This is a genomic window from Sphingomonas sp. 3P27F8 (assembly GCF_005502745.1).
GTDB lineage: Bacteria > Pseudomonadota > Alphaproteobacteria > Sphingomonadales > Sphingomonadaceae > Sphingomonas.
This window is the reverse complement of sequence record NZ_SCNL01000001.1, coordinates 281,607-306,152: the sequence shown is the minus strand read 5'-3', so window position 1 is coordinate 306,152 and position 24,546 is coordinate 281,607. Positions and strand designations below refer to the sequence as shown.

General features: G+C 64.7%; 31 protein-coding genes. 14 read left to right on the top strand and 17 right to left on the bottom strand.

What is annotated here, in order from left to right; all coding sequences use genetic code 11:
• Window positions 1–2: 2 nt before the first annotated feature.
• Entirely contained in the window at window positions 3–518 is a 516-nt protein-coding gene (locus tag FFS35_RS01490) for a DUF2141 domain-containing protein (protein WP_137785333.1), read from the bottom strand.
• The gene (locus tag FFS35_RS01485; protein ID WP_137785332.1) at window positions 503–1,438 is read right to left on the bottom strand and encodes a hypothetical protein; all 936 of its coding nucleotides are present in this window, start codon (window positions 1,436–1,438) and stop codon (window positions 503–505) included. The genes FFS35_RS01490 and FFS35_RS01485 overlap by 16 nt, the downstream gene beginning before the upstream one ends.
• A gap of 124 nt (window positions 1,439–1,562) precedes the next feature.
• Between FFS35_RS01485 and FFS35_RS01480 the strand changes: the two genes are divergently transcribed.
• On the top strand, window positions 1,563–2,714 hold the full coding sequence (locus FFS35_RS01480) for a glycosyltransferase (protein WP_137785331.1): 1,152 nt from the start codon (window positions 1,563–1,565) through the stop codon (window positions 2,712–2,714).
• Here the strand turns inward: FFS35_RS01480 and maiA are convergent.
• Genes maiA through pyrE form a run of 6 tightly spaced genes read right to left on the bottom strand, consistent with a single transcriptional unit; the run spans window position 2,608 to window position 6,972 of the window.
• Entirely contained in the window at window positions 2,608–3,237 is a 630-nt protein-coding gene (gene maiA, locus FFS35_RS01475; RefSeq protein ID WP_137785330.1) for a maleylacetoacetate isomerase, read from the bottom strand. The genes FFS35_RS01480 and maiA overlap by 107 nt on opposite strands.
• Entirely contained in the window at window positions 3,234–4,298 is a 1,065-nt protein-coding gene (locus FFS35_RS01470; RefSeq protein ID WP_137785558.1) for an AI-2E family transporter, read from the bottom strand. Before FFS35_RS01470 ends, maiA begins: the two co-directional genes overlap by 4 nt.
• A gap of 14 nt (window positions 4,299–4,312) precedes the next feature.
• Window positions 4,313–5,257 (bottom strand): signal peptidase I, encoded by a 945-nt coding sequence (gene lepB, locus FFS35_RS01465; RefSeq protein ID WP_137785329.1) that lies wholly within the window; start codon window positions 5,255–5,257, stop codon window positions 4,313–4,315.
• A gap of 4 nt (window positions 5,258–5,261) precedes the next feature.
• A complete protein-coding gene (gene acpS / locus FFS35_RS01460; RefSeq protein WP_137785328.1) occupies window positions 5,262–5,666 on the bottom strand; it encodes a holo-ACP synthase in 405 nt (134 codons plus the stop codon).
• Complete coding sequence (locus FFS35_RS01455) at window positions 5,663–6,391, bottom strand: pyridoxine 5'-phosphate synthase (RefSeq protein WP_137785327.1); 729 nt, start codon at window positions 6,389–6,391, stop codon at window positions 5,663–5,665. Before FFS35_RS01455 ends, acpS begins: the two co-directional genes overlap by 4 nt.
• Entirely contained in the window at window positions 6,388–6,972 is a 585-nt protein-coding gene (gene pyrE / locus FFS35_RS01450; RefSeq protein ID WP_137785326.1) for an orotate phosphoribosyltransferase, read from the bottom strand. The genes FFS35_RS01455 and pyrE overlap by 4 nt, the downstream gene beginning before the upstream one ends.
• A gap of 193 nt (window positions 6,973–7,165) precedes the next feature.
• On the opposite strand from pyrE, the gene coxB reads away from it, so the two are divergent.
• Complete coding sequence (gene coxB, locus FFS35_RS01445) at window positions 7,166–8,260, top strand: cytochrome c oxidase subunit II (RefSeq protein ID WP_137785325.1); 1,095 nt, start codon at window positions 7,166–7,168, stop codon at window positions 8,258–8,260.
• A 2-nt stretch (window positions 8,261–8,262) separates the two neighbouring features.
• Complete coding sequence (gene ctaD / locus FFS35_RS01440; protein ID WP_137785324.1) at window positions 8,263–9,942, top strand: cytochrome c oxidase subunit I; 1,680 nt, start codon at window positions 8,263–8,265, stop codon at window positions 9,940–9,942.
• 81 nt (window positions 9,943–10,023) lie between these two features.
• On the opposite strand, the gene FFS35_RS01435 is transcribed toward ctaD, so the two are convergent.
• Window positions 10,024–10,710: a DUF2490 domain-containing protein gene (locus FFS35_RS01435; RefSeq protein ID WP_137785323.1), complete on the bottom strand. Its 687-nt coding sequence runs from the start codon at window positions 10,708–10,710 to the stop codon at window positions 10,024–10,026.
• A gap of 80 nt (window positions 10,711–10,790) precedes the next feature.
• Here FFS35_RS01435 and FFS35_RS01430 point away from each other — a divergent pair, with 80 nt between their 5' ends.
• Window positions 10,791–11,753 (top strand): alpha/beta hydrolase, encoded by a 963-nt coding sequence (locus FFS35_RS01430; protein WP_249341385.1) that lies wholly within the window; start codon window positions 10,791–10,793, stop codon window positions 11,751–11,753.
• A gap of 106 nt (window positions 11,754–11,859) precedes the next feature.
• Here the strand turns inward: FFS35_RS01430 and FFS35_RS01425 are convergent, their stop codons facing one another.
• Together FFS35_RS01425 and FFS35_RS01420 are read right to left on the bottom strand one after the other, a co-directional pair.
• Window positions 11,860–12,360 carry a MucR family transcriptional regulator gene (locus FFS35_RS01425; RefSeq protein WP_137785321.1) on the bottom strand — a complete coding sequence of 167 codons (501 nt, stop codon included), beginning with the start codon at window positions 12,358–12,360 and terminating at the stop codon, window positions 11,860–11,862.
• A gap of 561 nt (window positions 12,361–12,921) precedes the next feature.
• Window positions 12,922–13,485 carry a helix-turn-helix transcriptional regulator gene (locus tag FFS35_RS01420; RefSeq protein WP_137785320.1) on the bottom strand — a complete coding sequence of 188 codons (564 nt, stop codon included), beginning with the start codon at window positions 13,483–13,485 and terminating at the stop codon, window positions 12,922–12,924.
• Between the two features lie 84 nt (window positions 13,486–13,569).
• Between FFS35_RS01420 and FFS35_RS01415 the strand changes: the two genes are divergently transcribed.
• Both FFS35_RS01415 and dapF read left to right on the top strand, forming a co-directional pair.
• Entirely contained in the window at window positions 13,570–14,031 is a 462-nt protein-coding gene (locus FFS35_RS01415; protein WP_137785319.1) for a DUF6456 domain-containing protein, read from the top strand.
• A 19-nt stretch (window positions 14,032–14,050) separates the two neighbouring features.
• Window positions 14,051–15,010 carry a diaminopimelate epimerase gene (gene dapF, locus FFS35_RS01410; protein ID WP_137785318.1) on the top strand — a complete coding sequence of 320 codons (960 nt, stop codon included), beginning with the start codon at window positions 14,051–14,053 and terminating at the stop codon, window positions 15,008–15,010.
• A gap of 53 nt (window positions 15,011–15,063) precedes the next feature.
• On the opposite strand, the gene FFS35_RS01405 is transcribed toward dapF, so the two are convergent.
• From FFS35_RS01405 to rpmF, 5 genes are all read right to left on the bottom strand, one after another.
• Window positions 15,064–15,420, bottom strand: a complete 357-nt coding sequence (locus tag FFS35_RS01405; RefSeq protein ID WP_137785317.1) for a MerR family transcriptional regulator — start codon at window positions 15,418–15,420, stop codon at window positions 15,064–15,066.
• Window position 15,421: 1 nt separating this feature from the next.
• The gene (locus FFS35_RS01400) at window positions 15,422–15,721 is read right to left on the bottom strand and encodes an integration host factor subunit alpha (protein WP_137785316.1); all 300 of its coding nucleotides are present in this window, start codon (window positions 15,719–15,721) and stop codon (window positions 15,422–15,424) included.
• Window positions 15,722–15,832: 111 nt separating this feature from the next.
• Window positions 15,833–16,801 carry a beta-ketoacyl-ACP synthase III gene (locus FFS35_RS01395; protein WP_137785315.1) on the bottom strand — a complete coding sequence of 323 codons (969 nt, stop codon included), beginning with the start codon at window positions 16,799–16,801 and terminating at the stop codon, window positions 15,833–15,835.
• The gene (gene plsX, locus FFS35_RS01390) at window positions 16,798–17,829 is read right to left on the bottom strand and encodes a phosphate acyltransferase PlsX (protein ID WP_137785314.1); all 1,032 of its coding nucleotides are present in this window, start codon (window positions 17,827–17,829) and stop codon (window positions 16,798–16,800) included. Before plsX ends, FFS35_RS01395 begins: the two co-directional genes overlap by 4 nt.
• Window positions 17,830–17,861: 32 nt before the next feature.
• Window positions 17,862–18,041 (bottom strand): 50S ribosomal protein L32, encoded by a 180-nt coding sequence (rpmF, locus tag FFS35_RS01385; RefSeq protein WP_137785313.1) that lies wholly within the window; start codon window positions 18,039–18,041, stop codon window positions 17,862–17,864.
• A 197-nt stretch (window positions 18,042–18,238) separates the two neighbouring features.
• On the opposite strand from rpmF, the gene FFS35_RS01380 reads away from it, so the two are divergent.
• Window positions 18,239–18,679, top strand: coding sequence for an MAPEG family protein (locus FFS35_RS01380; protein ID WP_137785312.1), 441 nt, complete (start codon window positions 18,239–18,241; stop codon window positions 18,677–18,679).
• 61 nt (window positions 18,680–18,740) lie between these two features.
• Here the strand turns inward: FFS35_RS01380 and FFS35_RS01375 are convergent, their stop codons facing one another.
• Window positions 18,741–19,385 (bottom strand): peptidylprolyl isomerase, encoded by a 645-nt coding sequence (locus tag FFS35_RS01375; RefSeq protein ID WP_137785311.1) that lies wholly within the window; start codon window positions 19,383–19,385, stop codon window positions 18,741–18,743.
• On the opposite strand from FFS35_RS01375, the gene FFS35_RS19855 reads away from it, so the two are divergent.
• The 7 genes from FFS35_RS19855 (at window position 19,384) to FFS35_RS01350 (ending at window position 24,473) form a co-directional block, all read left to right on the top strand.
• On the top strand, window positions 19,384–19,575 hold the full coding sequence (locus tag FFS35_RS19855; RefSeq protein WP_171007462.1) for a hypothetical protein: 192 nt from the start codon (window positions 19,384–19,386) through the stop codon (window positions 19,573–19,575). The genes FFS35_RS01375 and FFS35_RS19855 overlap by 2 nt on opposite strands.
• A gap of 224 nt (window positions 19,576–19,799) precedes the next feature.
• Window positions 19,800–20,279, top strand: a complete 480-nt coding sequence (locus FFS35_RS20245; protein WP_249341383.1) for a hypothetical protein — start codon at window positions 19,800–19,802, stop codon at window positions 20,277–20,279.
• Window positions 20,280–20,368: 89 nt separating this feature from the next.
• Window positions 20,369–21,604 (top strand): terminase family protein, encoded by a 1,236-nt coding sequence (locus FFS35_RS01370; RefSeq protein WP_249341406.1) that lies wholly within the window; start codon window positions 20,369–20,371, stop codon window positions 21,602–21,604.
• Window positions 21,605–21,629: 25 nt separating this feature from the next.
• The gene (locus FFS35_RS01365; protein ID WP_137785309.1) at window positions 21,630–22,724 is read left to right on the top strand and encodes a phage portal protein; all 1,095 of its coding nucleotides are present in this window, start codon (window positions 21,630–21,632) and stop codon (window positions 22,722–22,724) included.
• A complete protein-coding gene (locus FFS35_RS01360; protein WP_137785308.1) occupies window positions 22,721–23,014 on the top strand; it encodes a DUF6127 family protein in 294 nt (97 codons plus the stop codon). The genes FFS35_RS01365 and FFS35_RS01360 overlap by 4 nt, the downstream gene beginning before the upstream one ends.
• Window positions 23,002–23,382, top strand: a complete 381-nt coding sequence (locus FFS35_RS01355; RefSeq protein WP_137785307.1) for an HK97 family phage prohead protease — start codon at window positions 23,002–23,004, stop codon at window positions 23,380–23,382. Before FFS35_RS01360 ends, FFS35_RS01355 begins: the two co-directional genes overlap by 13 nt.
• Window positions 23,383–23,480: 98 nt before the next feature.
• Window positions 23,481–24,473, top strand: a complete 993-nt coding sequence (locus tag FFS35_RS01350; RefSeq protein ID WP_249341405.1) for a phage major capsid protein — start codon at window positions 23,481–23,483, stop codon at window positions 24,471–24,473.
• The last annotated feature ends 73 nt before the right edge of the window (window positions 24,474–24,546 follow it).

The window sequence follows — 24,546 nt, the reverse complement described above, 5'->3', positions numbered from 1 at the left end:
ATTCAGCGTCCCAGCGGGCCGAAGGCAGGCGGGAACCCGTGCAAATATTGCGCACGGATCATGATCGTGGTGACGCCGACGCCGACATTGACCATCGCATAGCCGACCTTGGGTCGCGAGCGGCCGAGCTTTTGGTTGCCGGGCACGCCAACGCCGTCGGTCCAGAAGTTAAACTTGTTCTTCCCGTCGCGATCGTGAGTGAATAGCAGCGCATAAGTGCCGGGACGTGGCACGCGCATGCACATCACCACCGGCCCGTTCTTCGGCGTAGCCTGCCAGATCCGGTGAAACACTTTCCCTTCCGCCTTCAGATCGTGATCGTCGCGCAGAAAATCGTCCTGCGTCGCGGGGTAGAGCTCAAGCTTCAACGAGCCGGCGCGATCCTTCATACCGAGAATGTCGGCGCGGATGCCCGGCCCATTCACGCATGCGTCGGTTTCGCCGATCGGCTGGGCGACCGCGGCCGGCGGCGCCACGAATAACGCAAGAATTGCGAGGGAAATCAGGCGGCGTGCCATGCGCGTGCCTTTGCTATGCCGCTGCCCGCGCTGATAACAGCGATGAGCAAGACGTGAACCAGAAGAGTGAGGGCAGCGGTGAAGGCGATCATCTCCGACAAGGCCTTGTCCTGCCCGACGATGAGGATCGCGAAATTGGCGAACAGCAGATCCTTGTTCGGCAGAAACGGCAGCCGCGACACTAGCAGACGGCCGGCCGACAAGAAGAGCCACATGCCGACAGAAACGCCAGGCATCGCAAAATGCCAGCACAGCGCCAGCAACACCGATGTGATCGCGATCCGCGCGGCGTGAATGTTGAAGATCGTCCACAGTTCGCGGCGCGGCAGCGAAAAGACGCGCTTGGAGAAGGCGACGATCGCCACCGAGATAAACAGCGTGATGCATGCCGACCACATGACCGTCTTCAGAATCGGCAGCGGGATGAGCTGATAGCCGAGCGGCAGCGCAATCAGGCAGAGCAGGATCGTCGCGCCATTACCGGCGATGCCGGAAAGGATGCTGACATCTTTCACCGCCCCAAACGGGGCCGCAACCATGTGCGCCCGCGCGCGCGCCCAGGCATAGAAATACGCCTCGCCCGAATAGCCGAGCACGACGTCGTTCGCGATTCGCTTCTTGTTCAGCGCGATGAAGCCGCCGAGCCACGGGATCCGCCAGAGATAACGAAAGATCAGAAGGTCGCCGAGCGGGAAGGTCACGTAGAGCAGTGCAAAGGAGACATAGAACCACGGGCTAGACGGCACGGTGCGGTTTAGCCCGGCAAGGCCGGCGCTGAGCAATTCATGCCCAAGGCTCACGATCATCGCGATCGTCACTACCCCGCCCAGGATCATCGGCCAGCGGCGCTTGATCGTCTCTACCGGCTCCAAACCGGCCAGGTCGGCAACCGGATCGGGCGTTAGAATCGCTGCGGGCATTTCGGGTGGAGCTCCGGCGGGCAAAACAATCTCTCGATTCGCCCGATTTCGGGCAATTAACCCTCTCGCGGCAGATTGTGGATTCTTGTGGGCGAATCTGGGCTGTTGCATGGCAGTGCGCAAGATGGATCGAGCTAAACACATCTTCACCTATGCCGAAACGCTGGATGGCGGCGGCGTCGAACGAGCGCAACTGCGGCTCGCGCGCGGCTGGATCGAGGCGGGGCGTCGCGTCACGCTGGCGGTGGGCTGTACGGGCGGGCCGCTGGCAGCCGAGATTCCAGTGGGGCTGGAGGTCATTCCGCTGGGCGGCAGGACATTCCGCTCGCTGTTTGCGGTTCCGGCTATCATACGGAAAATAAAGCCGGATATCATCTTCTGTCCGGGCTCTTACTATACCAGCATCGCGCTTTGGACCCGCCTGCGGCTGGGCAGTTCATGCCCGCCGATCATCAGCAAGGTATCCAATGCGATGCGCCGCGGAGACCATCCGCCGCTGTTCGCACTCGGGCATTCGGCATGGCTGCGTACCCATCCGTGGTTCATCGACCACATTATTGCGATGACCGAGGCGAGCGCCCGCGATGTGTTCGAAACGACGCGAATCGATTCGTCGCGGGTGCGCATCATCGCCAATCCACCAGCGATGCCGCTGCCCGGATCAACTATCGAGGGGCTTCCGGAGCGATATATTTTGGGGGTCGGTCGGCTGGTGCGGCAAAAAAGATGGGATCGCCTGCTTGATGCGATGCCGCGAATCGCCGAGCCGCTGCCACTTGTCATTCTGGGTGAGGGCGAGGAGCGCGCGGCGATGGAAGCGCGTGCTCGCTCGCTGGGCGTAGATCTGCGGCTTCTCGGTCATGCGCCCGATCCGCTGCTGGCAATGCGATCGGCCGAGTTGCTGGTGCTGACGTCGGATTACGAGGGCGTGCCGGGCGTTCTGCGCGAGGCCCTGTCGGTCGGTACGCCGGTCGTCACGACCGACTCGTCACCGGCGGTGCGCGAGATCGTATCGTCGGCGCGGTTCGGCACGATCGTGGAGACATATGATGGCGATGCGCTCGTGCGCGCGCTTAACGCATGGCTTCGGCCCGATGCGATTCGACCGAAGCCGGTATTGCCGCCGGGCGCAGATTCGCCGCTGCGTTATCTTGAGTTGTTCGATTCGCTTATGTCGGGCGCACATTCTCCGGCGCGGCGGCTTGGAAGGCGGGCAGTGCCAGACACGCCGCTTCCGCCGACAGAAGTCGCGGCCACTGGTCCAGCGGCACCTTGAAGCGCCGCGCATTGGCAAGCTGCGGCACGAGGCATAAGTCGGAAATGTCCGGTGCCTCGCCGCCCAGGAAAGGCTCGTCACCGACCATCGCTTCCAGAGCGTTCAACCCCTCGACGATCCAGTGCCTATACCATTCGTCGCGCGCGGACTGATCCGCGCGGAACTGCGTTTCTAGTCGCCTCAGTACCCGCAGGTTGTCGATCGGGTGGATGTCTGCGGCTATCACGAGCGCGCGGGCGAGCTGATCCGCGCGCGTGAAGGGATCGCGTGACACCATCGGGGGATTGGGGAATTCGGCGTCGAGGAAGTCGATGATCGCCAGGCTTTGCGTCAATGGACGGCCGTCCACAACCAACGTGGGAACCAGCGCCTGCGGATTGATCGCGACATTCGCCGGAGTACGCTGCTCACCCTCCAGCAGATTCACTGCCACGCGCTCGTAGCGTATTCCCTTGAGATTGAGGCAAATCCGCACACGATAGGCTGCGGAAGAGCGCCAGTAATCGTGAAGCACGATCCTCACGGCGTGGCGTCGACGGCGATGGCGTCCTGATCCTCCACATGCTCGGAACGGCGCTCCATCGCCGTCTTGATAAGCGCTGTCATGGGATCCGCAAGCGCAAGGCCCATGATGCCAAATAACGCGCTCGCCAGAATCTGCGTACCCAGCGTTAACGCAGGGGGGAGGTCCACCGCCCGCTTGGCTACCATCGGGATCACGACATAGCCGTCGAACAACTGGACCGCGACATAAACGGCGATGGCCGCATAGCCAGTGTTCATCCCGGCCGAAAAACCGACTGCGATCGTTAGCGCCCCGGAGATGAAGGCGCCAATATTGGGAATGAAGGCGAGCATCCCTGTCAGGATGCCTAGAATCAGGGCCATTGGCACACCCGCGATTGCCAACGCGACGCCGACCAGCACGCCTTCCGCGGCCATGCCGACGAGGCGTCCCGCGAGCAGCCGACGTAGCGTCTTTCCCATCTCGCGCACGGTTACCGCGAATTCGCGCCGGTTATCCTCCGGGACCATCCATTGCAGACCGCGATCGTAGACCTTTGGGTCCATCGCCACGAACAGGCCGATCACCATTATCATGAACATCGTGGTCAGCGCGCCGAACGCGGTGCCGACCCATGAGGTGAGTCGACCGACCGAGGACAACGCCTCGCGCGCTATGCCTGAAATGTCCTTGGCACCCGGCAGCAAGCCCTGCGCAGAAAGCCACCCGAGCACGCGCGTCGCCTGCGCCTCGACGGTGGACCGGAGCTGGGTCACCTGATCGGTGATCTGCACCCCGGCGATGTAGAAAGTGCCGATGAGGAAGGCGATTGTCAGCAGGCAGACAATCAGCAACCGCCAGCCGCGCCCGATCGGCAGCACGCGCCCGAGCAGGCGAACTCCGCCATCGAGCAGCGCGGCAAACACCAAGCCGGCGAAGATGATGAGGAGCGGCTGGATCAGCAGCACGACGAGTGCGATCGCGGATGCCATGCCGAACCAGACGGCGGCACGGCGGATTTCGCGGCGTGTTTCCGGATTGCGGACCTCGTGCGGGCTGGCGCCCTCGACGACCTCCATGCGGTTGCCGCGGCTCACTTGGCCTGCTCCGGATGAAGCGAAGTGCCGGCGCGTCCAGCGCGCAGCGAATACCACCACGAAAGCGGATTGAGGGTCGCCGAACCATCCACCGAGAAGGTGATGAATTCGGCGCGGCCACCCAAATTCTCCCACGGCACAGGGCCGCCAAGCCCACGCTCCAGCCCGCCGAGCGCGAAACGGCTGTCGGCAGAACGATCGCGGTTATCGCCCATCAGGAATACATGGCCCGCGGGGATCGTGATCGGATTGCCCGCGTGATAAAAATCACCGGGGCTGTCCGGCTCAAGATCGACCGTCTCGTAGCGGCGGCCATTGGGCAAGGTTTCGGTAACAAGCGGGAGGCGACAAACGGTGGTGCCGTTCGCGAGAGTGAGGCGCGCGCCGGGATATTGCGCAGGATCGCAGGTAGCGTTGGCATCCACCGGAAGGTCGCGATAATGTATCGCGCTGCGCGGGATTGGCCGGCCATTGAGGATCACCACTCCGCCACGAACCTCCAGCGTATCGCCGGGCAGGCCGATGACGCGCTTGATGTAGTCGCTCGACTGACCCGGCGGAGTGACGATCACGACATCGCCGCGCTCCGGCATCTTGCCCCACAGCCGCCCCTTGATGAAGGGAAGCTGGACCGACCAACTATCCTCCGACTGGCGCAGCACGACGCTTTCGAAGATCGCGACCGGATTGGGGATCGTCGGCGAAACGAACGACCAGCCGTAAGCATATTTGGAGACAACCAGCCGGTCGCCCACCTCAAGGCCCGGCAGCATCGATTCGCTTGGAATATAGAATGGCTTCGCAATGAAGCTGTGGAAGCCCAGCACCGCGAGGATCAGCCAGAACATGCCGCGCACTTCGCCACGCCAGTCGATCCCGCGACGCGTGGCGGTTTCCGGCGCGGCCGGCGGTTCGCTCGTCAATGCCAGCTCCTCGGCCATGATATTACTCGGTTGCGACCGCCTCGATGATCACAAACGCCTGCGCCCAGGGGTGATCGTCGGTAAGGGTCAGGTGAATGCGGGCGACGTGGCCTTCCGGGATCATCGCGTCAAGCCTAGCCTTTGCACCGCCAGTCAGCGCCAGGGTCGGCGCGCCGGAGGGGGCGTTGACTACGCCGATGTCGCGCATGAACACGCCGCGCTTGAATCCGGTTCCAACCGCTTTGGAGAAAGCCTCTTTGGCGGCGAAACGCTTGGCAAAGGTGCCTGCGCGGGTAAGTGGGCGCTTCGCCGCTTTCGCGCGCTCGACATCGGTGAAGACGCGCTGCTCGAACCGCGCGCCGAAACGATCGAGCGAAGACTGAATCCGCTCGATATTGCACAGATCGGAGCCGAGGCCGACGATCACCGCGCTTCGTCCATCAGCGCGCGCATCCGGCGTACGCTTTCGGTGAGGCTGACGAAGATCGCCTCGCCGATCAGAAAGTGCCCGATATTGAGTTCGCGTACTTGCGGGATGGCGGCGATGGGGGCGACATTGTCGAAAGTGAGGCCGTGCCCGGCGTGTACCTCGATCCCGTTCTTGGCCGCCAGCGCCGCCGCGTCCGACAGACGACGCAACTCTGCCGTCCGGCTTTCTCCGACGAGTTCGGCATAGCGCCCGGTGTGCAGCTCAACCACCGGTGCCCCCAGCCGGACCGCCGCATCGATCTGGCCCGCATCGGGTTCGATGAACAGCGACACTCGGATCCCTGCCGCGCTCAGTGTGCGCATCATCGGCGCAAGATGATCGAACTGACCAGCGGCGTCCAGACCGCCCTCAGTGGTTCTTTCAGCGCGCTTTTCCGGTACGATGCAGGCAGCGTGTGGGCGATGCTTCAGCGCGATGTCGAGCATTTCCTCCGTCGCCGCCATCTCCAGATTGAGCGGGATCGTCAGCTCTTTGGAAAGCTTGGCGATATCGCCGTCGGTGATGTGTCGACGATCCTCCCGAAGATGCGCGGTAATCCCGTCTGCGCCCGCTGCCGCCGCGAGCAGTGCGGCGCGCACCGGGTCGGGCGTCGCCCCGCCTCGGGCGTTGCGGACGGTCGCGACATGATCGATGTTGACACCCAGGCGCAGAATATTGCTCACGCCGTTGCCCTGCTGCCGGGCTTGATCGCTGGAATCGCGGCGAGTTCGGGCGGAACCGCGTCGACCTCATACGTTGGCACATCGAGCCGGATCAGCGGAAAGAAGGGCACGCCGAGATCCGCTGTGCCGTTCGAGCGATCGACCAGCGCTGCCCCAGCAATCACCTGCCCGCCTGCCGCCTCGATCGCCCTTATCGCCTCGCGGCTGGATAGGCCGGTGGTGACGACATCCTCCATCATTAGCACTTCCTGACCGGGCGCAAGACGGAAGCCGCGCCGCAACTCGAACGTGCCGCTTGGCCGCTCGACAAACATCGCCTCGACTCCCAGCGCGCGCGCGATTTCATGCCCGGCGATCACGCCGCCCATCGCGGGTGACACGACTGCGGTGATGCGGGCACGTAACGCCGCCGGGAGGCGATCAGTGAGCGCCTTGGCCAGCCGCGCGGCGCGTTGCGGGTCCATCAGCACACGCGCGCATTGCAGGTAACGCGGGCTACGCAGACCGGACGACAGGATGAAATGCCCTTCGAGCAACGCGTCCGCCGCGCGAAACTCGGCCAGCACCTCGTCTTCGTTCATGCCCGTCCTTTCACGTCTCGCAGCCCAGCGCAGATACGGTCCCACGGAGACGCACGCAATGTTGCGCGGCAAAAATGGCCTTATGCGCTTGAGGCGAGGGGAGCGGCTGCGTATAGCGCAGGCCGAATGGACGGAATCTGCGCCGCGCTGGCGGTGATATGAAGCCGGGACAGGCAGGGGTGACAACAAGACGATGAAGATCGCGTTCAAAGGACTGGCTCTCGCGGCCGGCCTCGCGCTGGCCGGGTTAACGCCCGTATCGGCACAGGCGCCCGCAGCGCAGGATAAGGCTGCGGCCACCACCGCAGCGGTGCCCGCTGCAGCCGCGCCGACCTCGCCAGAACTGGCGATGGACGGTGCACCCGCCATGACGGTGAAGCCGATGATTGGCCAGCCGACCGACGGGCTGATGCGTATCCAGCCGCAGGTCACCAAGGTGGGGCAGCGCGCTCACAACTTTCACGATTACATCCTGTTTCCGCTCATCACCGTTATTTCGCTTTTCGTTCTCGGGTTGTTGATCTGGGTTGGAATTCGTTATCGCCGGGCGGCGAATCCGGTGCCGACGAAAACCAGCCACAACACAGCGATTGAAATCGTGTGGACGCTCGTGCCGGTGCTGATCCTGGTCGCAGTGGCGGTGCCCTCGATCGGGCTTTTGTCGGCGCAGTACAAGCCGGCGCCCGCCAATGCGATCACGCTGAAAGCGATCGGCAATCAATGGTATTGGAGCTACCAATATCCCGACAATGGCGGGATCGAGATCACCGCAAACATGTTGAAGGAAAAAAGTCAGGTCGCAGCCGGTGAGCGTTTCCGCACCGATGCGGACGGGCCGCGATTGCTTGCCGTCGACAACCGTATTGTGTTGCCCGTTGGCGTGCCGATTCGCCTCATCACCACCGCCAATGACGTGATCCACAGCTGGGCGGTCCCCGCTTTCTGGATCAAGCTGGACGCAGTGCCCGGTCGCCTAAACGAGACCAGCTTCACAATTGAAAAGCCCGGCCTGTATTTCGGTCAATGCTCCGAGCTGTGCGGCGCCCGCCACGCGCTCATGCCGATCGCGGTGGAAGCCGTTTCACCGGCGGAATTTGCGGCATGGGTGAAGGCCAAGGGCGGCACGATGCCGGGCGCTTCCAAGCCCGCTGCGGCACCTGCCGCCATCGCAGCCCCGGCTGATCCCGCCGCCAACTCCGCAGCCCCGGCCGCGAATGCCGCTACCTCTGTCAACACCGCCCAGGCGACGCCCGCGAACGCGGCTGCCGCTGGCGCGACGGGACGCTGACTATGACCGACACCGCAATTCATCCTTCGGCATTCGAGGCGCATCACGCGCACGATCATCATCATGACGCCGATCACAAGCCGGGCTTCTTCGCCCGGTGGTTCATGTCGACCAACCACAAGGACATCGGCACCCTCTATCTGATCTTTGCAATCTGCGCAGGGATCATTGGCGGCGCGGTTTCAGGTCTGATGCGTGCAGAACTGATGCATCCGGGCATCCAGTATCTCCAGGGCTGGGCCAGTATGCTGCATGGCGGCGAGGCAAGTCTCGACGAGTCGCTGCACTTATGGAACGTCCTCGTGACCGCGCACGGCCTCATCATGGTGTTCTTCATGGTGATGCCGGCGATGATTGGTGCGTTCGGCAACTGGTTCGTACCACTGATGATCGGCGCGCCTGACATGGCGTTCCCACGCATGAATAACATCTCGTTCTGGCTGCTGATCCCCAGTTTCTCTTTGCTGCTTGCCTCTCCGTTTTTCGGCGGCGCCGGCAACGGCTGGACCCTCTATGCGCCACTTTCCACCTATGGCGAGCCGGGGCCGTCCACCGATATGGCGATCCTGTCGCTTCACCTCGCAGGTGCGTCGTCGATCCTGGGCGCGATCAACTTCATTACGACGATCTTCAATATGCGCGCGCCGGGGATGACGCTGCATAAAATGCCGCTGTTCGTATGGTCGGTGCTGGTGACCGCGTTCTTGCTTCTGCTTGCGCTTCCGGTGCTTGCCGCAGCGATCACCATGCTGCTTACCGATCGAAACTTCGGCACCACCTTCTTCGATCCGGCCGGTGGCGGTGACCCGATCCTGTACCAGCATCTGTTCTGGTTTTTCGGCCATCCCGAAGTGTACATCATGATCCTGCCGGGCTTCGGCATCGTCAGTCAGATCATCTCCACTTTCAGCCGCAAACCAGTGTTCGGCTATCTCGGCATGGCTTATGCCATGGTCGCGATCGGCGTGGTCGGTTTCGTCGTGTGGGCGCACCACATGTTCACCACCGGCCTTTCCGTAAACACCAAGATGTATTTCACCGCCGCGACCATGGTGATCGCGGTGCCGACCGGCATCAAAATCTTTTCGTGGATCGCAACGATGTGGGGCGGCAGTCTCACGTTCCGCACCCCGATGGTATGGGCGATCGGCTTCATCTTCATGTTTACCGTCGGCGGCGTGACGGGCGTCGTGCTCGCCAATGGTGGTGTAGATGATTACATGCAGGACACCTATTACGTCGTGGCGCATTTTCACTACGTGCTGTCGCTCGGCGCGGTATTCTCGCTGTTCGCCGGTTTTTATTACTGGTTCCCGAAGATGTCGGGGAAGATGCTCAACGAGGCGCTGGGACACCTGCATTTCTGGGTATTCTTCATCGGCGTGAACGTGATGTTCTTCCCGATGCATTTCCTGGGGCTCCAGGGTATGCCGCGTCGTTACCCGGATTATCCTGATGGCTTCGCGCACTGGAACCAGATTGCTACGATCGGCTATATGATAATGGCGGCGGGCATGGCGGTGTTCTTCGTTAACGTGATCATCTCGCTGATCGCGGGTAAGAAGGCCGGAGACAATCCTTGGGGCGAAGGGGCGACGACGCTGGAATGGACGCTTTCCTCGCCGCCGCCGTACCATCAATTTGAGACGCTGCCAGTGATCGATGACGACGGTCATCATTGATCAGTCGGTGTGATCGAAGAAGCGACAAAAGCGCCTGGGAAGCAATTCCCGGGCGCTTTCTATTAATGCTTCCACGCGGTTTCAGGGTCGGACGAACAGCGTGAGCGATGCGATGTGCGACATATCGCTCTGCCCGCCACGTACGTGGCGTGTCTGATTGAGGTAGCCGGCCTCGATCGTCGATTTGCCGGGTAGCGGAATTTCGAGCCCGGCGAAGGTACGGAGTTGGTCGAAACCGGACACCCCGCCCCAGCGGGCCGATTTTAGCCCGGCGAACCCCTCAACCCAGCCCAGCGCGGCTACCCGCCGTTCGGCGTCAGCCAGTGGATATTCGAAGCGCAACATCTCCCGTACGCGCAGCGACATGCCTTCGGCATCCGACCGCCATCGCTGTTCTAGCCGGGTACGCGATTGCACCTCCAGCGACCCGATTTTGCCGACGTTCCAGGTGATCTGCTGGAACAGCCGATCCTCAATCCGAGCTTCCCCTCCGTCCTTGTGGGGTTCGACGACGCGGGCATAGCCCTGATAGGCAGTGACGGCGTTCGAGAATTGCCAGCCGATCGCTGGGCGGTAGATCACCTGTCCGAGTCGCGACGCGCCTTCAACGATGCGCGGCTGCACTTCCGCGAAAAAAACCAGCCCCCCGTCGATCCGCCCCATAACAGTGGCGTTGACCCAGATCGCTTCGTCCTGTCGGGTCTCGGCAAAGCTGGCTGAGGGGAATAGGGAGGACGCAAGGGCGATGGCAAAGGCAATTTTGTGCATACGCGCGGGGCCTATCGCGCACCCATCTTTCTGTCATGATCCGGGTATTCTTCAGCAACAAAACGTCAAGGAGAGTGTGGGTGCCGGATTTCCAGCTTATTGATACGGGGGCGGTACGGCTGCGTGTCGCGGTCGAGGGTACGGGCCCGCTCGTCCTCATGGTTCACGGGTTTCCCGAAAGCTGGTATTCGTGGCGGCATCAGATCGGGCCGATCGCGCGCGCGGGATTCACGGCCGCAGCGATCGATGTGCGCGGTTATGGCGGATCGGAAAAGCCAGGTTCGGTAGGTAGCTACGCGATGGAGCACATGGTGGCGGACATCGTGGCGGCTGCTGCTGCGTTGCAACCGTCTGGCCCGGTCATTCTGGTCGGTCATGACTGGGGCGCTCCGATGGTGTGGAACAGTGCCCTCGTTCATCCCGAGCGCTTTCGCGCGGTGGCGGCGCTCTCAGTGCCATACGCTGGAGTACCGTCTCGCCCGTTCACCGAGGTGTTCCGCGCGGCATTCACGGCGAAGGGGCGCTTCTTCTATCAGGAATGGTTTCAGGCCGAGGGCCCGCCCGAGATCGAAGCAGAACGCGACGTGCGCGATTTTTTACGCAAATTCTACTATGCTATATCCGGCGATGCGCCGGTCGGCACCTGGCCGGACAAGGCTGCCGGCGCGACATTGCTGGAGCAGATGGTCGATCCTCAGCCGTTTCCGGCGTGGCTGACGCCCGATGATCTGGACTATTATGTCGCCGAATTTGAGGCGTCCGGCTTTCGCGGGCCGATCAATCGTTACCGCAACCACGAACGCGATTTTGCATGGCTCCAGCCCTATCGCGAGCGCCTGATAGAGCAGCCTGCTCTGTTCATCGGTGGCAGCAAAGATCCGGCTACGACCCTTTTCGGCGCGGTCACCGATCCGGTGGCGCTGATGCAGCCACTGGTGCCGCGCTTGGAAGGATATATTTTAGAGGGTTGCGGCCACTGGACGCAGCAAGAGCGCCCAGTGGAGGTGAATAACCTGTTGCTCGATTGGCTGACGCGAATCTGACGCGTGGAGCGATCGCAGACTGATCGTGCTTAAACCTAGCCGTTGGCACAGACGCCTTGCCCGCTTCCGCAGCGTTTTAGCAGGAAAGCGGGCGCCTCTACGACAATCAGCCGTCGGTCTGCGCGCTCTTGCGGCGGCTGCGCGTGGGCGCAGTCGGGCTTTCGCTTTCGGCCTTCCGCTTCATGCCCGGCTTGCGGCCAAGGCCGATCTTCTTCGCCATCGCACGACGGGCTTCCGAATAGGTTTCGGCGACCATCGGATAATCCGGCTTCAGCCCATAACGTTGACGGTATTCCGCCGGCGTCAACCCCTGCCCAGCGAGATGGCGGCGCAAAGTCTTGTAAGGCTTTCCGTCAATCATCGAAATGATGAAGTCTTTCGATGCGAGCGACTTGCGCACAGAGACAGCGGGGACGAACTCCACAGTCGTATCTGCAACGACATTAGTCTCTATTTCGCCGGACAGGGTCGTAACTGCATCGTGCATCTGCTTCAGAAACGCCGGCACATCTTCGCTAGACGCGCGCGTGTTCGGGTTCGACAGCCATGCAATGGTCAACTCGGTAGCGAGCTCGACCGCATTGGTATCGACGGAATCTTCGGACATGCGACGCTCCTTTTAACTTAGTTCGTCTGTCAATAGCAGCGACGTCACGTCCGTCAATATACCAACATAAAAGAAAAAATAACAAAATATGCGATGAAAAGAGAATATAATAATGATCTTGGTAAAAATACGATTGAAGCACGATAAAAGAAAATAGACCTGCGCGACAGGAAGATCGTATATCAAAATATGGTGCAAAAATTATTAGATCTAAGTATTTTGCATCAATCTAAGAATATGTATATTGGCATAGATATTTTTATTTTGAACCAATTTGCAGCAATATATCTGTCGGAAGTTTGTGAATTCGGTATTACCACTTTATATAGTATCACGACCAACTCATATTGTTTTGATACAATAGTATCTCAAGCAGATCTGGCGGCCCGGAAAGAAATAGCCTTTCGATCCAGTCATTTAGATAAATCAAGTGCGATATTCGCGCAGGCCAATAGCCGACGGGCACGTACCCCCGATGAGAGGCGTGTGGGCTGCATATTCGCCAATCTGAGGCTATCCGATCGGCTCGTTGTGGTGATCGTATAGCCGGGGCCCCAAGCGCTAAAGGGTGCGTACAAGCCGCGCCGCTCGGGCAAGCCACGGCGCGTCCTCTACCGTAAGAGGCTTGGCGCCGGGTGCGAGGGGCAGAATTGTCACATCGGCGCCATCGACCGCTAGCAACCGGCCGAATAGGAACCTGCCCGCTGGCTTCGGCGCGAGAACATCATAGTGAAGCGCGCTCGCGAACTGTTCCGGCGTGAGCATGTCACACCAGATCGCATCGCCAGAATGGTAATCTCCGGTTGCCGCGCTGACGGAGACCGCCACCGCGCCCGGGGTTGGTTTCGGCGGAACTACCCGGGCGGGGCGGCGTAATGCTTGCGCGCCATCCGGGCCGAGCGTCGCGGCCACGGCGAGATTGTCGCGCTCTGACAAAGAAACGAGATCGCCAGCTTCCACCTCCAGCGCGCCGGCGATGCGATTGAGCCACCCGACCGACACGGTGCGCGTGCCCGTCTCCAGCCGCCCGATCGTCTGCGCCGTTGTAGGCGGGTAGCAGCGTTTTGCGACTTCCTCTAAAGTCAGCCCCTTAGCAATGCGTACTTCGCGGATAGCTGTTATCATAATAAAGCCTAACCAGATAGGTTGAATGTCTGTCCTACAATCGCGCCATTGTGGCAAGTTCCGATTCGTCAGTCGGAGGATGAGATGCGCGAACTGGTTGAGAAAGCGATCGATAATCGAGGCGTGCTCGGGGTGCGGAGACGCGGTGGATGCTTCGTAACGGTCAATCTGGCGGAATCGCCGCTGTCGTGGTTAGCGTCGCGCGGGCTTGTCGATGGGCGCCAGTGCGAAGCTGGGGAACGACTCCGCAGCGATTACGAGCGCGCCTCGATCGCGAGTGCGACGACGATGCGTTGGGGGGTCCAGCGGGTCGATGGAGGCGGCGAGTTCGCGGATCCGACGAACTCGCATATCGCCGCCAAGCGCCGGTTCGACGCGGCGATCGCGGGCGTAGGTCGCGGCCTTGCGGATATCCTGTGGCGCGTCATCTGCGCCGGCGAGCGGCTACCTGAGGCCGAGCGAGCGCTTGGATGGCCGACGCGATCCGGGCGACTTGTGCTGACAATGGCGCTCGACCGGCTCGCGGATCACTACCAATTGGGCTGAGGACTGATAAAGGCATGTCATGCGGTTCGAGATCGTCAAATGCCACGGATCGGGGAATGATTTTCCGCTGATTGATGCGCGTGGGGTCACGCTGGATGAGACGGAGTGGCCAGTCGTTGCGCGTGCGCTCGCGGACCGGCGGGGGGCAGTCGGCGGTGATGGGCTGTTGCTGCTTACCGACTATCGGGGCGGTATTGGATTTCGAATGTTCAACGCGGATGGATCGGAAGCAGAGACCTGTCTCAACGGCGTGCGTTGCGTGGCGCGGATGGCGTTCGAGCGCACCGGAGTGGACCGCGCCACGCTTCATCTAATGAACTCGACTGTGGATGTGGTCCGCGAACTGGATCTCGCGCCGGGCGTTTACACCGTCCGCGAAGTGGCTGGACCGGCGACGCTGGACGTAAGCACCTGGCCGTTTCACGGCGAGGCGCACGAAATCGTGGAGCGGCCGATCGTGCGGCTTGATCCCATGATTGCCTTCACCGCGGTCGCCATGCCCAACCCCCATCTGGTGGCTTTCGTGGAAACCATCGACGAGGCGGCGCTGGTAAGGATCGGGTCATCGTGCGAGGCAGCGCCGGATTGGCTGCCGAACCGTGCCAACGTGTCGTTCGTACGCGCGCTTGGGCCGGACACGATCTACGTCCGCACGTTCGAGCGGGGCGTGGGACTTACCGACAGCTGCGGCAGCGCGATGGCCGCCTCGGCCTTCGTCGCGGCGTTGACGGGGCGCACTTCTTTCGATCGCGAGGTGACGGTGCGCAACAAGGGGGGATTAGTGATGGCCTGTGCGGCAGGCAATGGCATGGTGGCGTTGAGCGGCAACGCGACGTGGGAGTGGGAGGGCGCGTTGCACGTTGATCTCGCGACAGGCATCGCCGGCGATTTGACTATCGCGCACCACTTCAACGAAGAGATCGCGGCTTGGGCGATGGTAGCCGAGACGAGTGCTGGCTCAGTGTCCGGGCTGCCTTGACCGGCGGTCGCAGTATTTGGGCGCTGCTTGGCAGCATTGCTATTGACTGAGCCTCAGGCCGCGTCGTCGTCCAATGCGCTCCGCAGAGTCGACCGTATCAAGCGTATTGCGGCGGCGTCACTTGCAGGCGCTACGGTCACCGGCGTTAAAATGGGCTTCCGCTCGCCGGCTAGCAATTTTTGTACGCCTTTGACGGTGTAGCCGTCGCGGTTAAGCATGATATTGATCTGGGTGATGAGGGCTATGTCTTCGGTGCGGTAATAGCGGCGGTTGCCGGCGCGGGTGATGGGGCGGAGCTGGGGAAAGCGGGTTTCCCAATAGCGCAGCACATGCGGCGCCAAACCCGTGGCCGCCGCGACTTCCCCGATCGTTCGAAACGCCCCCGCCGCCTTTACATCCGGCCCGGCCACGCTACCCGGCGGAGACGATGCGCTCACGCATCATCTGGCTGGCGCGGAAGGTGAGAACGCGGCGCGGCGCGATCGGCACTTCAACCCCGGTCTTGGGATTGCGGCCAACCCGCTGGCCCTTGTCGCGCAGAACGAACGTGCCGAAGCCCGAGATCTTGACGTTATCGCCCCTGGCCAGCGCGTCGCACAACAGATCGAGCACCTGTTCGACGAGACGCGATGAATCGGCGCGCGAAAGCCCGACCTGCCGATGCAGCGCCTCCGACAGGTCCGCACGCGTCAAGGTACCCGCTTCGCTCATACCAGCCTCACTCCCCCCGGAATGGTTGCACTATTGTAAGTTTATCACCGCGCAGCCCGCGCAGAAAGGGTTTTGTTACGGACCTTTGACGCGCCCCGGCAACGCCGTGTTTCAAAAGCGGACGACCGACGCGCCCCAGGTGAAGCCGCCGCCCATCGCCTCGAGCACCACGATCTGCCCCGGAACGATCCGCCCGTCGCGAACGGCGGTATCCAGCGCGAGCGGAACGGACGCGGCGGAGGTGTTGGCATGGCGATCGACCGTCACCACCACCTTTTCCGCAGGCAGGCCGAGCTTGCGCGCGGTGGCATCGAGAATGCGCGCGTTGGCCTGATGCGGGACGACCCAATCGACCTGATCGGAGGAAAGCCCCGCCGCGACGAGCGATTCGCCCATCACCGTCGCGAGATTGACGACCGCGTGGCGGAACACTTCCCGCCCCTTCATGCGGACCTTGCCGACGGTGCCGGTGGTCGACGGACCGCCATCGACATAGAGCAGTTCGTTGTGCCGGCCATCGGCGTGCAGCCGGGTCGCGAGGATGCCGCGCCCGTCCAGATCCGCGCTTTCCTGCGCCTCCAGCACGATCGCGCCCGCGCCATCGCCGAACAAGACGCAGGTGGTGCGATCCTCCCAATCGAGGATGCGGCTGAACGTTTCCGCGCCGATCACCAGCGCCTTGCGATGCGCGGAGGCGCGGATCATGCTGTCCGCCACCTGCACCGCATAAAGGAAGCCCGAACACACCGCCGCGACATCGAACGCGGTGCAATCGTCGATGCCGAGCGCCGCCTGCACCTTGGTGGCGGTGGCGGGGAAGGTCTGATCCGGCGTGGCGGTGGCGAGCACGATCAGATCGATATCGCGCGCTTCAACGCCAGCGGCGGCCAGCGCCGCTTTCGCCGCATCGGTCGCCAGCGTCGCCGTGGTCTCATCCGGGGCGGCGATATGGCGGAAGCGGATGCCGGTGCGCTCGACGATCCAGTCGTCGGTGGTGTCGACCATCTCGGCAAGGTCCGCATTCGATACGCGCCGCGCCGGCAATGCCGAGCCGGTTCCGGTGATGACGCTACGTATCATGCCGCCTGCTTTTCGAAATTGCCCAAATCTTCGGCGATGCGCCGTGCGAGATCCGCCTTCACCATCTTCGCCGCATTGCCGATCGCGGTGGCGACGCCAAGTTCGTTGGCGCTGCCGTGGCTCTTCAGCACCAGGCCGTTGAGGCCCAGGAAAACCGCGCCGTTATGATTGTTCGGATCGAGATGATCGCGCAGCAGCTGCGTCGCGGGGCGGGAGATCAGGAAGCCGATCTTCGAGCGTATCGATGAGGTGAAGGCGCGCTTCAGCAGATCGCCGACGAAGCGGGCGGTGCCCTCCGCCGTCTTGAGCGCGATATTGCCGGAGAAGCCATCGCACACGATCACGTCGACATGCCCGCGCGCGATCCGATCGCCCTCGATGAAGCCGGTGAAGTTCATCGGCAGGTGAGTCGCAGCGCGCAGCCCCTGCGCGGCATCGCGAATCTCCTCGGTGCCCTTCTGATCCTCGCTGCCGATGTTGAGCAGCGCGACGCGCGGGCTTTCGAGATCAAGCGTGGTGCGGGCATAGGCCGCGCCCATCACCGCGAACTGCATCAGGTTGCGCGCATCGCACTCGGTATTCGCGCCGAGATCGAGCATCACCACGTCGTTCGCGCCGAGCGACGGCAGCATCGCGGCGAGCGCGGGACGATCGATGCCCGGCATGGTGCGCAGCGAAAGCTTCGCCATCGCCATCAGGGCGCCGGTGTTTCCGGCCGACACGGCAGCGCCGGCGCGACCCTGCTTCACGCAGTCGATCGCGACGCCCATCGAGGTCGTCCGCGCCCGGCGCAACGCCTTGCCCGCCGTCTCGCTGGACCCGACGATATCGGGCGCGTGGACGATCTCGGCATTGTTGCTGAGGTTGGGATGGGCCTTCAGCCCGTCGCGAATCGCCGCCTCGTCGCCCACGAGGAGAAATTTCATCCCCTCGAAGTTGCGACGCGCACGCGCGACGCCGGCCAGCATGACCGCGAGCCCCTCGTCACCGCCCATCGCATCGACGGCGATCCAGGAACTGTCGGACATGAAGCGGCGTCCCCCCTTGACTGGCCGGGCTATCAGCCCTCGACGGAAACGACTTCGCGTCCGTTATAGTGACCGCACGACGGGCACAGATTGTGCGGGCGCTTCAGCTCGCCACAGTTCGGGCATTCCTGGAACGCCTCCACCGACAGGGCATCATGCGCGCGGCGCATGCCACGGCGGGAGGGGGAAGTCTTTCGCTTGGGGACGGCCATCGCGGCACCTTAATCCGTATTCAGTTCAGCAGGAGACGATCCATCCGAAACGACTGTGACGCCGCCGACAAAACGTCAGCCGCGCCGGGCGGCCGGACGCATCGCGAAGTGACGCGCCTATACCCGAATATCGCCGCGTTGCAAGCGGTGCGGGCAAGTGGCAGTCTCACAACCGGATAACATAAGGGGGAAAGAGGATGCTGCTTCCGGTAACATTGGTGCTCGCCGCCGCGTGCGGACTGATAAACCTGTGGCTTGGCCTGCGGCTGGTGCGCGGGCGCATGCAGGGCGTGATGATCGGCGACGGCGGCAGGCCGGAGATGCTGGCGGGGATGCGCGCGCACGCCAATTTCGTGGAGAATGCGCCGTTCGTGCTGATCCTCACCGGCCTGATCGAGCTGGCGCGCGGCCCGTCGTTGCCGCTCTGGGTGCTGACGGCGGTGTTCGTGCTGGCGCGGGTGGCCCATCCGATCGGGATGTTGCGGGCCAGCCCCAACGGATTCCGCGCCGGGGGCGCGCTGGCCACCTGGACCGTCACCGCGATTCTCGCCGGATGGGCGCTGGTGATCGCCTATCAGGCGAACATGGCGGTGCCGCCGCACGGCCCGGCGATCGAGATCGTGACGCCCAAGGGCTGAACGGCGCGGCCCGCACCGTCGGCCGCGACCGGCGTGGTGACGAAGGAGCGGCGTGTGCGGATCAGCCGTCCGTGCGCCGCTCGATGATCCACGGGCGCGGCCGGCCCGTCGGCCTGGCGACCCCGTCGAGCCGCACCGCGCGGCGGACGTAGACCGGCTTCATCAGCATCGTACCGCCCATGCCCCCGCCGGTCGGCTGCGCGAGGATATGGCGCACCACCTCCTGCCCGCCCACGACACGCCCGAACGCGGCATAGCCCGGCTGCGCCGCACCCGCATCCATCGACGGCATGGCGCCGACGGTGATGAACCAGTTGCCGTTCGCCGATCCCGGCTCCCCGCGCCGCGCCATCGAGATCGTCATGTCGAGGTGGCGGATGCCGGTCGTGCTGGTCGGCTCGTGCGCGATCGTATCGAGGAACCGGCGCGCATCGGTGCGGATGCCGGACTGGACGAAGCCGAATTGCGGCGCCTTCCGATTGCGCGCCACGCGATAGAAGCTGATCCCGTCGAACCGCCCGTCGTCGACATAGCGCATGAAATTCGCCGTGGAGATCGGCGCGCGCTTCGCGTTCAGCGCGAGCACGATGTTGCCGAGCGCGGTTTCCAGCCGCACGCGGACGAAACCCGGCGTCGCGCGGTCCGCGCGTTGCGCGGCGGCGGGGGCGGACAGCAGCAGGGCGAGGAGCAGGACGAGGGCGCGCATGCGTGTCGCGCCTATGCGCCCCGCCGATGACCCGCAAGGCGCACGGGGCGATGCGCGCGAGAAGATCGACGAGATCCCGCCGCCGCTGAAACGTCGCGCAGCCGTTCATGCCGCGCTACCCCCGATCAGATGCGAGCATGTGCGCGCATCCCTGACGCACGTGCGCAGCAACCCGCCGCGTCGCGCCTAGAACGGGCACTTCGGAAGAAAGCGAGAACCAAACGGGAACAAAGTGCTTGACAGCGTCACGCTGTTTGGGTACATAACAGGAACGCTGACGAATTGTGACTTGCGGGGGCCGAGCGGGCGGCTCGCGAGGCGCGCGTCGGCGCGGAAACGGGCTGGTGCGCGCGGATCATATCCTGCTGCGGCCGGCCCGTTTCCGTTTCGTGGGCTCGGATGGGGGATATTGGCATGGCCACGCAGGTGAAGACCGCGCCGGGGAATGGCGGCTATCCGAAATGGCCGGCGGCGCAGCGCGAGGCGTTTCTCGATTGCCTGTCGGCAAGCTGCAACGTCAAGGCGGCGGCGGTGGCGGGCGGCGTGCATGTCGCGACCGTCCATCGCTGGCGGCGCCAGGACCCCGCCTTCGCGCAGGCATGGGGCGAGGCGCTGGCGCTGGGTTACGAGATGCTCGAAACCCGGCTGCTGGGCCACGCGCTGGGCGGCGAGCCGGGCGACATGATCGCCGGCGCCGATCCGTTGCCCGCGATTTCGGTGGACCTGTCGATCAAATTGCTGAGCCGGCACCGCGAGGCGACGGGCAGGCCGCGCCGCGCGACCGGCCCCACGCGCCGCTATGCCGATCAGGACGACAGCGATCGCGCGATCCTGGCCAAGCTGGCGCAGATCGAGGCGCGGCGGGCCACTCCGCCCGCGGGCGATGGAAAGTGAGGCGCGGCACGGGCAGCGATCCCACCGCCGAGATCATCGACCGGCTGCTTGCGCTGCCGCCACGCGAGCGGCGCACCGCGATCCTGGCGATGACGCCGGCGCAGCGACGCGAATTTCGCGATCGCTGGGCGGCATGGGCGCATGACGGCCAGCGCGCCCCGCCGGGAGATTGGCGGGTGTGGCTGATCCGGGCCGGGCGCGGCTTCGGCAAGACGCGCGCGGGCGCGGAGTGGATCGGCGCGCTGGCCCGCTCGACGCCCGAGGCGCGGGTCGCGCTCGTCGGCGCCACGCCAGACGATGTGCGGCAGGTGATGATCGAAGGGCCGAGCGGCCTGATCGCGCTGGCACGCGAGCATGAGCCGATCGAGTGGCGCGCGACGGCGGGCGTGGTGCGCTGGCCCAATGGCGCGACCGCCAGCGTCTATGCCGCAAGCGCGCCGGAAAGACTGCGCGGGCCGGAACATCATCTCGCCTGGTGCGACGAACTGGGCAAATGGGGCCGCGGCGGCGAGGCGGCGTGGGACAATCTGATGCTGACGATGCGGCTGGGGGAGCGCCCGCGCGTGCTGGTGACGACCACGCCGCGCCCGACGCGGCTGATGCGGCGCGTGATGGCGCTGCCCGGCGTGGTGGAGACGCGCGGGCGCACGGCGGACAACCCGCACCTGCCCGCCAGCTTCGTCGCGGCGATGGCGGACAGCTATGCCGGGACAATGCTGGGGCGGCAGGAGCTTGAAGGCGAACTGATCGACGAGGTGGCCGGTGCGCTGTGGACGCGCGGGCTGATCGAGGCGCGGCGCGCGGCGCCGATGCCCGATGCCGTGCGCGTGGTGGTGGGCGTCGATCCGCCGGCAGGGGTGGGCGGCGACGCCTGCGGCATCGTCGCGGTGGCGCTCGGCGCGGACGGGCGCGGCTATGTGCTGGAAGACGCGAGCGTCACGGGCGCGACGCCGGAGCGCTGGGCGCGCGCGGTGGCGGCATGCGCGGCGCGGCGCGGGGCCGATCGCGTGGTGGCGGAGAAGAACCAGGGCGGCGAGATGGTGCGCGCGACATTGCTCGCCGCCGATGCGGCATTGCCGGTGACGCTGGTGCACGCCAGCCGCGGCAAGGCGGCGCGGGCGGAGCCGGTCGCCGCGCTCTACGAGGCGGGCCGGGTATGGCACGTCGGCGCGTTTCCGGCGCTGGAGGACGAGCTGTGCGGGCTTTCCGCCGGTGGCGGATATGAGGGGCCGGGCCGCTCGCCGGATCGCGCCGACGCGCTGGTGTGGGCGCTGACCGAACTGATGCTGGGCCGGCGCGGCGCGGTGGCCGTGCGGGAACTGTAGGACCAAGCTCCCATAGGAGACTGACATGAAGTTGTTCGGCTGGAAGCCCGGGCGCGAGGGGTCGCGCCCGGCGTTGTCGCGTGGCGGCACGTATTTCGACGAGGCGGCGCGCTGGCCGCAGGGATATGAGGCGCAGGTGCGCGCGGGCTATTGCGGCAACGCCGTGGCGCAGCGCGCGGTGCGACTGGTGGCGGAGAGCGTGGGCGGCGCGCCGCTCGACGGCTCGGCTCCGGCACTGGCGAGGCTGGTGAGCGCGCGCATCGGGGGCGAGCGGCTGCTCGGCGTGCTCGCGGCGCAGATGCTGCTCCACGGCAACGGCTTCGTGCAGGTGCTGCGCGATGCCCAAGGCGCGGTGGCGGAACTCTATCCGCTGCGGCCCGAGCGCGTGACGGTGGAGCTGGATGCGGGGGGCTGGCCGGCGGGCTATGTCTATCGCGTCGGCGGGCGGGCGACGCATCTTTCGGATGAGGAGGTGATCCATATCCGCAGCTTCAACCCCGTCGACGATCATTACGGGCTGGGATGCCTGGGCGCGGCATCCTCCGCGATCGCGATCCACAATGCGGCGGCGAGCTGGAACAAGGCGCTGCTGGACAATGCCGCGCGGCCTTCCGGCGCGCTCGTCTATGATCCCGGCGACGGATCGGCGATGAGCGCGGAGCAGTTCCGCCGCCTGAAGGAGGAAATGGAGGCCGGGTTCGCCGGCGCCGGCAATGCCGGGCGACCGATGTTGCTGGAGGGCGGGCTGAAGTGGCAGGCGCTGAGCCTGTCCCCCGCAGACATGGATTTCGTGGGGCTGAAGGCGGCCGCGGCGCGCGAGATCGCGCTGGCGTTCGGCGTGCCGCCGATGCTGCTCGGGCTGCCGGGCGACGCGACCTACGCCAATTACAAGGAAGCGAATCGCGCGCTGTGGCGGCTCACCGTGCTGCCGCTGGCGGACGCGGTGATCGGCGCGCTGCTGGCGGGAATCGAGCGCTGGTTTCCCGACGGCCGGCTCGAGATCGACCTCGATCGCGTGCCGGCGCTGGTGGAGGATCGCGAGCGGCTGTGGCGGATGATTACCGCGGCCGATTTCATCACGAACGACGAGAAGCGCCAGATGGTCGGGTGGTCGCAATGAGCGCGGGCATCCTGGCGCAACTGATCGCGCAGGGCACCGCCACCGGCGCGGACCTCGCCACGCTGCGCGCGATCGCGGAGGAAGCGGGCGAGCTGGGCGCGACGCGCGCGCTGACCCGGCTCGGCCTCGCCGACGACGAGGCGACGCGCGACGTGGCGGAGCTGCGCGCGCTGCTGACGGCATGGCGCGATGCCAAGCAGAGCGCGTGGAAGGCGTTCGCGGGCTGGGTGGCGGCGCTGCTGCTGGCGGTGCTCGCGGTGAAGCTGGGGTTCGGCCAATGGGTGAAGTGACGCGCATCCGGGGCTATGCCGCCGTCTATGACCGGGTGGACCGCGCGGGTGACGTGATCCGGCGCGGCGCATTCGGCGCGCCCGCGGTGGTGCCGCTGCTGATGCAGCATCGCGGGGCCCCGGTGGGCACGATCGCGACCATCGCCGAAGATGCGCGCGGCCTGTGGATCGAGGCGGCGGTGGCGCGGGAGGATGCCGCACGGCTGGTGCGCGCCGGCGCGCTGCCGGGCCTGTCGGTCGGCTATCGCGCGACCGCGACGCGGCAGGGGGCGTGGCGCGAGATACTGGCGGCGCAGCTCTTCGAGGTGAGCCTCGTCGCGCGGCCGGCGCAACCGGCGGCGCGCGTGGAGCTGATCCCCGGCGACTGACCGGGCGGATTTTCAACAGATCGGGCGGGGACGGTCCCCGTTCTTTTCGCCGGCCATGCGTGGCGGGCTTTGCGGAGGTGTGCATGGGTGAGATGGTGATGGCGCGGCCGGTGCTGGAAGGTGCGGCGGCGAAAGCGGGAAGCCGCGTGTTCGCAGGCTATGTGCGCAGCGGCGCGACGATGGAGATGAAGGCGTTCAGCGGCGTTTCCGGCGATAGCGGCGGCTATGCCGTGCCGCGTGAGATCGACGTGGTGATCGACGCGACGCTGAAGGCCGCCTCGCCGATCCGCGCGATCGCGAACGTGGTGGCGGTGGGATCGGCCGGGTATCGCAAGCTGGTGACGACCGGCGGCACGCCTTCGGGCTGGTCGGCGGAGAATGGCGCGCGGCCCGAAACCGCCAGCCCGAACTTCGTGGAGATCGCGCCGCCGATGGGCGAGCTTTATGCCAACCCCACCGCGACGCAGGCGATGCTCGACGATGCGCAGTTCGACGTGGAGGAATGGCTCGCCGGAGAGATCGCGACCGAATTCGCGAAGGCGGAGGGCGCGGCCTTCGTCAGCGGCAACGGCACGAATCGGCCCAAGGGCTTCCTCCAGTCCCCGACGGCCGCGACCGGCGACGGCGCGCGGGCGTTCGGCACGCTGCAATATCTGCCGGCGGGCGCGGCGGGGGATTTCTCCGCGAATCCGCAGGAGCGGCTCGTCGATCTCGTCCAGAGCCTGCGCGCGCCATATCGGCAGGGCGCGGTGTTCGTGATGAATGCCGCCACGCTGGCGCGCATCCGCAAGTTCAAGACGAGCGACGGCGCGTTCGTGTGGCAGCCGAGCCTGGCGCAGGGCCAGCCGGCGACGCTGCTCGGCTATCCGGTGATCGAGGCGGAGGACATGCCCGATATCGCCGCCAATTCGCTGTCCATCGCGTTCGGCAATTTCAAGGCGGGCTATCTGATCGCGGAACGCAGCGAAACGGCGATCCTGCGCGATCCGTACAGCAACAAGCCGTTCGTCAGCTTCTACGCGACGAAGCGGATCGGCGGATGCGTGTCGAACAGCGAGGCGATCAAGCTGATGAAGTTCGCCGCCGCCTGAGCCGGGGACGGGCCGGGTGACGCGCATGCGTCGCCCGGCAAGCGGCGTCGGATCAGGGAGAATGACATGGTGA

What these genes read in the sequence shown, in the direction of transcription:
- pyrE (WP_137785326.1), bottom strand. Translation starts at nt 6,972, where the DNA reads ATGAACGAAGACGAGGTGCTGGCCGAGTTTCGCGCGGCGGACGCGTTG.
- FFS35_RS01470 (WP_137785558.1), bottom strand. Translation starts at nt 4,298, where the DNA reads ATGGAGGTCGTCGAGGGCGCCAGCCCGCACGAGGTCCGCAATCCGGAA.
- FFS35_RS01425 (WP_137785321.1), bottom strand. Translation starts at nt 12,360, where the DNA reads ATGTCCGAAGATTCCGTCGATACCAATGCGGTCGAGCTCGCTACCGAG.
- FFS35_RS19855 (WP_171007462.1), top strand. Translation starts at nt 19,384, where the DNA reads ATGCGTGTCGCGCCTATGCGCCCCGCCGATGACCCGCAAGGCGCACGG.
- FFS35_RS01370 (WP_249341406.1), top strand. Translation starts at nt 20,369, where the DNA reads ATGACGCCGGCGCAGCGACGCGAATTTCGCGATCGCTGGGCGGCATGG.
- FFS35_RS01360 (WP_137785308.1), top strand. Translation starts at nt 22,721, where the DNA reads ATGAGCGCGGGCATCCTGGCGCAACTGATCGCGCAGGGCACCGCCACC.
- FFS35_RS20245 (WP_249341383.1), top strand. Translation starts at nt 19,800, where the DNA reads ATGGCCACGCAGGTGAAGACCGCGCCGGGGAATGGCGGCTATCCGAAA.
- FFS35_RS01435 (WP_137785323.1), bottom strand. Translation starts at nt 10,710, where the DNA reads ATGCACAAAATTGCCTTTGCCATCGCCCTTGCGTCCTCCCTATTCCCC.
- dapF (WP_137785318.1), top strand. Translation starts at nt 14,051, where the DNA reads ATGCGGTTCGAGATCGTCAAATGCCACGGATCGGGGAATGATTTTCCG.
- coxB (WP_137785325.1), top strand. Translation starts at nt 7,166, where the DNA reads ATGAAGATCGCGTTCAAAGGACTGGCTCTCGCGGCCGGCCTCGCGCTG.
- FFS35_RS01355 (WP_137785307.1), top strand. Translation starts at nt 23,002, where the DNA reads ATGGGTGAAGTGACGCGCATCCGGGGCTATGCCGCCGTCTATGACCGG.
- FFS35_RS01380 (WP_137785312.1), top strand. Translation starts at nt 18,239, where the DNA reads ATGCTGCTTCCGGTAACATTGGTGCTCGCCGCCGCGTGCGGACTGATA.
- FFS35_RS01395 (WP_137785315.1), bottom strand. Translation starts at nt 16,801, where the DNA reads ATGATACGTAGCGTCATCACCGGAACCGGCTCGGCATTGCCGGCGCGG.
- FFS35_RS01415 (WP_137785319.1), top strand. Translation starts at nt 13,570, where the DNA reads ATGCGCGAACTGGTTGAGAAAGCGATCGATAATCGAGGCGTGCTCGGG.
- rpmF (WP_137785313.1), bottom strand. Translation starts at nt 18,041, where the DNA reads ATGGCCGTCCCCAAGCGAAAGACTTCCCCCTCCCGCCGTGGCATGCGC.
- FFS35_RS01485 (WP_137785332.1), bottom strand. Translation starts at nt 1,438, where the DNA reads ATGCCCGCAGCGATTCTAACGCCCGATCCGGTTGCCGACCTGGCCGGT.
- FFS35_RS01400 (WP_137785316.1), bottom strand. Translation starts at nt 15,721, where the DNA reads ATGAGCGAAGCGGGTACCTTGACGCGTGCGGACCTGTCGGAGGCGCTG.
- FFS35_RS01375 (WP_137785311.1), bottom strand. Translation starts at nt 19,385, where the DNA reads ATGCGCGCCCTCGTCCTGCTCCTCGCCCTGCTGCTGTCCGCCCCCGCC.
- lepB (WP_137785329.1), bottom strand. Translation starts at nt 5,257, where the DNA reads ATGGCCGAGGAGCTGGCATTGACGAGCGAACCGCCGGCCGCGCCGGAA.
- FFS35_RS01480 (WP_137785331.1), top strand. Translation starts at nt 1,563, where the DNA reads ATGGATCGAGCTAAACACATCTTCACCTATGCCGAAACGCTGGATGGC.
- plsX (WP_137785314.1), bottom strand. Translation starts at nt 17,829, where the DNA reads ATGTCCGACAGTTCCTGGATCGCCGTCGATGCGATGGGCGGTGACGAG.
- ctaD (WP_137785324.1), top strand. Translation starts at nt 8,263, where the DNA reads ATGACCGACACCGCAATTCATCCTTCGGCATTCGAGGCGCATCACGCG.
- FFS35_RS01490 (WP_137785333.1), bottom strand. Translation starts at nt 518, where the DNA reads ATGGCACGCCGCCTGATTTCCCTCGCAATTCTTGCGTTATTCGTGGCG.
- FFS35_RS01350 (WP_249341405.1), top strand. Translation starts at nt 23,481, where the DNA reads ATGGCGCGGCCGGTGCTGGAAGGTGCGGCGGCGAAAGCGGGAAGCCGC.
- FFS35_RS01420 (WP_137785320.1), bottom strand. Translation starts at nt 13,485, where the DNA reads ATGATAACAGCTATCCGCGAAGTACGCATTGCTAAGGGGCTGACTTTA.
- FFS35_RS01365 (WP_137785309.1), top strand. Translation starts at nt 21,630, where the DNA reads ATGAAGTTGTTCGGCTGGAAGCCCGGGCGCGAGGGGTCGCGCCCGGCG.